Below are 4169 nucleotides of genomic sequence, written 5' to 3'. Positions count from 1 at the left end.
TAGAGATTTAAAAAGAAGTTCTTTGATAAACGGAAAGTCTAAGCTTTCCAGAACTGACTCGGTGCAGACCTCATTTTTTGCCATACTTTTTCAGCAATTCGTCAATTTTCTTCTGCTACTCTTTTCCATCGAAATCAAGCCCCTTACCCTCTTTAAGTTTATCCAGCTGGTCCAAGCCTGGTATCCCGGCAGGTATTCCGGGAATCCCCCCGGCGCCTCCTCCCGTCATCGAACCGCCATAACCCTGAATGGTTTTTGAGATCTTATCCTGAAAAGAGAGCGCATCGGGAAACATCCCGTATATCCAGTCATAGACCATCGGAGCTATCCCTTTCATAGGAGTATAGAATTTGGATTTTTTCTCGAGGTTCTTTGAAAAATCTCCCGGTATGAATGATATTGCAAGTAAAACCGAACTGATAATAAAAGATGCTTTAAGCGCTCCGAACAGCGCGCCGCCGCCCCTGTCAACCCAACCGAGCATGCTGAATTCCATCAGTTTTTTGATCGCTCCGGCGATAAAACGAGCCGTCCCCGCCACAAGTACGAAAATCAGCAAAAAACTAACTCCGGCTGCTACATTCGGACCGAGATCAAATTGTTTCATTAAAATTCCCGTTCCCCCGCTGAAGTATTTCGCCGCCGCAAGAAACCCGCCGAACATACCGATGAGCTTGAAAACTTCAAGTATCAAACCCTTCATCAATCCCTTATACGCGAAGAAGCCGAGCGCTACAATGATAATGCCGTCTACAGATAGATTTTGCAAATTCCTCCCAAATTTTTAAACTCCGGAACTTTCTAAAAAATATGTGCTGCTCACTTCGCTTGCAAGCGAAAAGGGGAAATCGTTTCAAATTTATTTGACATTGTACATCGTTTTATCTAAATCAGTTCATTTTCCTGCCACCACAAATGACTTGAATAACAGTGCTAACATTACGCACATTATAGCTTATGAATCGCTGTATTTCACGCCTCGTAGTTTTGTTTCACATAATTATTAGTGCCACCACACTTACAACTCTGAAGGCACAAAGCCCGATAGTCCTCAGCGAAATCATGTTCAATCCATCCGGGAATGAGAATTATACCGAATTCATAGAAATTTATAATCGTGGCGGCTCCGAAGTAAACTTAACCGGATATTGGATAGGTGACGGCAATGACAGCGATAAGCTGATAGATGCCGGATGGGGAATAACCATATTGCCTCATCAATTCGCTGTCATACTCGATAACGGATATTTTGAAAATTCAACCGACTACGATTCTCTTATTCCGCCAGAGGCTCTAATACTCACAATTAACGGTAACACATTCGGATCACGCGGACTCCTAAACTCAGCTCCGGAAACCGTCACTCTTTTTAATCCGGATAGTATTCCGATCGCGGAATATACTTATTCAGTCGACAACGCTCAGGGAATTTCGGATGAAAAAATTAACTTATCACTGGGAGACGATGCAGATAATTGGGCTAACTCACTTGTTCCTTTCGGTACTCCAGGATTCAAGAACAGTGTTTCACCCTTTGAGATCGACTTAGCCTTGTCAAGTTTCTATACACAGCCTGAATTCCCTTTACAAGGAGAACCGTTCTCGCTTATTGTGGTCATCGAGAATCGAGGAATCCTTAGTGTGACCGGTTTTTCGCTCACACTGTTTGTTGATCTGGATAACGATTCTGCCCTATCTGCCGGAGATGAAATTTTATCAACCATGAATTTTTCAGATTCGATTGCCTCCGGTGATTCCCTTCTGTCAAGCGTCGAGATCACAGACTTTCAGTGGGGCGTTGTCAAGTTGGGAGCGATTGTCTCTCTCGACGGCGATGAAGATAGCTCTAATAACAGTGCATTTCGCGACATTTCATTCTTTTTCGATTCACAAGTTCTGGTCATAAATGAAATAATGTACGATCCGTTCACTGAAGGCGAAGCATTCTCTCCTCAATCCGAATATATGGAAATTTACAACAACTCTGCTCTGCCGATTAACCTGATCGGATGGTCGATTTCAGATGCCGACAGCTCCAACAAAAAAATGATCACTTCTCAAAATGCTCTGATTCAGTCCGGAGGTTTTTTTCTGCTGGCTGCCGATTCAAATCATTTTCAATATTTTGGAGCTGTTGAAAACACTATTATTTTCGACTCGAATTTCCCTCGTCTTAATAATGACGGGGATGATGTTTACCTTTTCAGTCCGTCCGGAGCGCTGATCGACAAGGTGTCATTCTCGCCCGGGGTAGCGGGTGGCAGAGGGGTCTCAGCAGAAAGGATCGATCCGCTCTTTGAGTCCAGTTCCAATGAAAATTGGTTAAGCTCCGTTGAACTGCTTGGAGGCACACCGGGCAGCCCCAACAGTATTTCACATGAGCTCCAGGGCATAGGCGCTGAACTGATACTGACTCCTAACCCTTTTTCACCTGATGGAGACGGAATGGACGATCAACTTAACATAGATTACACACTTCCTTCCCGTTCAGTCATAATGGATATTATAATATTTGATTCCGTAGGACGGAAAGTGCGCCGCCTCCTTACTTCAGCTACGGCAGGCTCTGAGGGCAGAATTGTTTGGGATGGACTTGATGACAGAGGAAGAAAACTGCCTATAGGAATTTATATTATCTATCTTGAGGCTACTTCCCCATCCGAAGGAAAAGTTTATACAGAAAAAGGTGTAGTTGTGCTCGCCCGAAAACTTTAATACTTATTCCACCTAAGCACTGTTTTTCAGGGATTTCGATCCATTCAAGCAACTTACTGTGTATACCCGATTCCGCTCGGTCATACCAGATCTTAGCGACGGATTAAGATTCAGAAATTTAATTTATTTCAACAGCACCATCTTCTTCGTCTGAACGAATTCGCCGGCTTGGAGGCGGTAGAAGTACATACCTGAAGCTATATTTGAAGCGTTCCAGGTTACCTGATGATGTCCAGCCGGCTGCTCTCCATCGACAAGCCGGGCTACCTCCTCACCGCGGAGGTTATAAATAATAAGCGATACTCCGCTCGCTTCCGGCAGGGCATATCTTATAGTTGTCTCCGGGTTGAACGGGTTCGGGTGGTTCTGCGACAGGGCGAACTCCGTCGGCAGTCCCGCTCTTTCATCGTCTACACCGGTGATAAAGTCTACAACTGTTGTGTCGCCGAGAGTCCAAATAATGTTATCATTCAGACGGGCGGACGCGAGAACGATCTCCGTCCGGGATGAACCACCGGGTATGCGTCTGAACACCAACTCCATGATGGAGTGGTCCCCTGCTACTCCAGCGCTCCCGACGAGGAAGAGCTCAGCCTCCCCGTCTATCGTTTGGTGAGCGGTCAGGAACCCTTCTGTTGCCAGCGTTGTGCGGACTTCGGTAAGCTCGAGCGCACCCGTGTCGTAAAGCACGTCGAACGAACCGGAGAAAACCTTATCACCGTCCATCAGTAATATGGGTAACACGACTTCGTTTCCACTCGCCTCGACCGTGCCGGGAACCGAAAGCTCTCCCGCAGCAAGCGGCGGCGGCGGACCTGACTCTGAGGGGAACAGGTCTATAGCGCCGACTACATGCTGCAATATCAGCGAAGCGTCCATCTCCGTCACCTCGTCGTTGTCCGAGACGTCCGCCTCAAACTCCTGCCACAGAGTGAAATCCAGTGTACCGGTCAGGAACCGCAGCACGAGCGAAGCGTCGAACGCCTGGACCGTGCCGTTGCTGTCGATGTCTCCGCCCGCCACAGCCAAAACGGCGCTGACCTCTTGGGAAAATTCACTTTCGTTCTTGCTGAAGTCAAAGGCTGAGAGGCGGTAGTAATACATCAGTCCTTTCACCACCACTGTATCTACGAAGTTCGTGTCTATTGTAACCTTATACGGCTCCGTGCCGGAGGGGTCGAAGCCGGATTCCACGCTTCTGTAGAGGGCGAAGTAATCGAAGTCCGCGTCGACTGGTGAGTCCCAAGTCAATTGTATGAAATCCTCCTCGGTAATTGAAGCCGATAATCCCGAAGGCGCGGCTGGCGCGAGGTTATCGACCGAGTAGCCGCTGCCCACATCGGAATCGTAGAACACGCCGGGGTTGTCGCTGATGTGAGCCGATACCAAGAAGTTATGTATCCCTGTTGTAGATGAACTCGAGTCGTAGAGAGTTGCCGCGGAGTAAGCGTATG

The 4169-nt window shown here is 47.4% G+C and carries 3 protein-coding genes; 1 reads left to right on the top strand and 2 read right to left on the bottom strand.

Translation table 11 applies throughout. The features are described 5' to 3' along the window. Window positions 1-115: 115 nt before the first annotated feature. Window positions 116-769, bottom strand: coding sequence for a CvpA family protein (locus IID12_09925; protein ID MCH8289405.1), 654 nt, complete (start codon window positions 767-769; stop codon window positions 116-118). 188 nt (window positions 770-957) lie between these two features. On the opposite strand from IID12_09925, the gene IID12_09920 reads away from it, so the two are divergent. Further along, the gene (locus IID12_09920; protein MCH8289404.1) at window positions 958-2715 is read left to right on the top strand and encodes a lamin tail domain-containing protein; all 1758 of its coding nucleotides are present in this window, start codon (window positions 958-960) and stop codon (window positions 2713-2715) included. A 123-nt stretch (window positions 2716-2838) separates the two neighbouring features. Here IID12_09920 and IID12_09915 read toward each other — a convergent pair. Then, window positions 2839-4169 (bottom strand): T9SS type A sorting domain-containing protein (locus IID12_09915; GenBank protein ID MCH8289403.1); only part of this gene is annotated, 1331 nt, incomplete at its 5' end.

This window comes from Candidatus Neomarinimicrobiota bacterium, from assembly GCA_022567655.1.
Classification (GTDB): Bacteria; Fidelibacterota; SORT01; order SORT01; family SORT01; genus JADFGO01.
The sequence above is the reverse complement of the archived record's forward strand: the minus strand, read 5'-3'. Positions and strand labels throughout refer to the sequence as shown.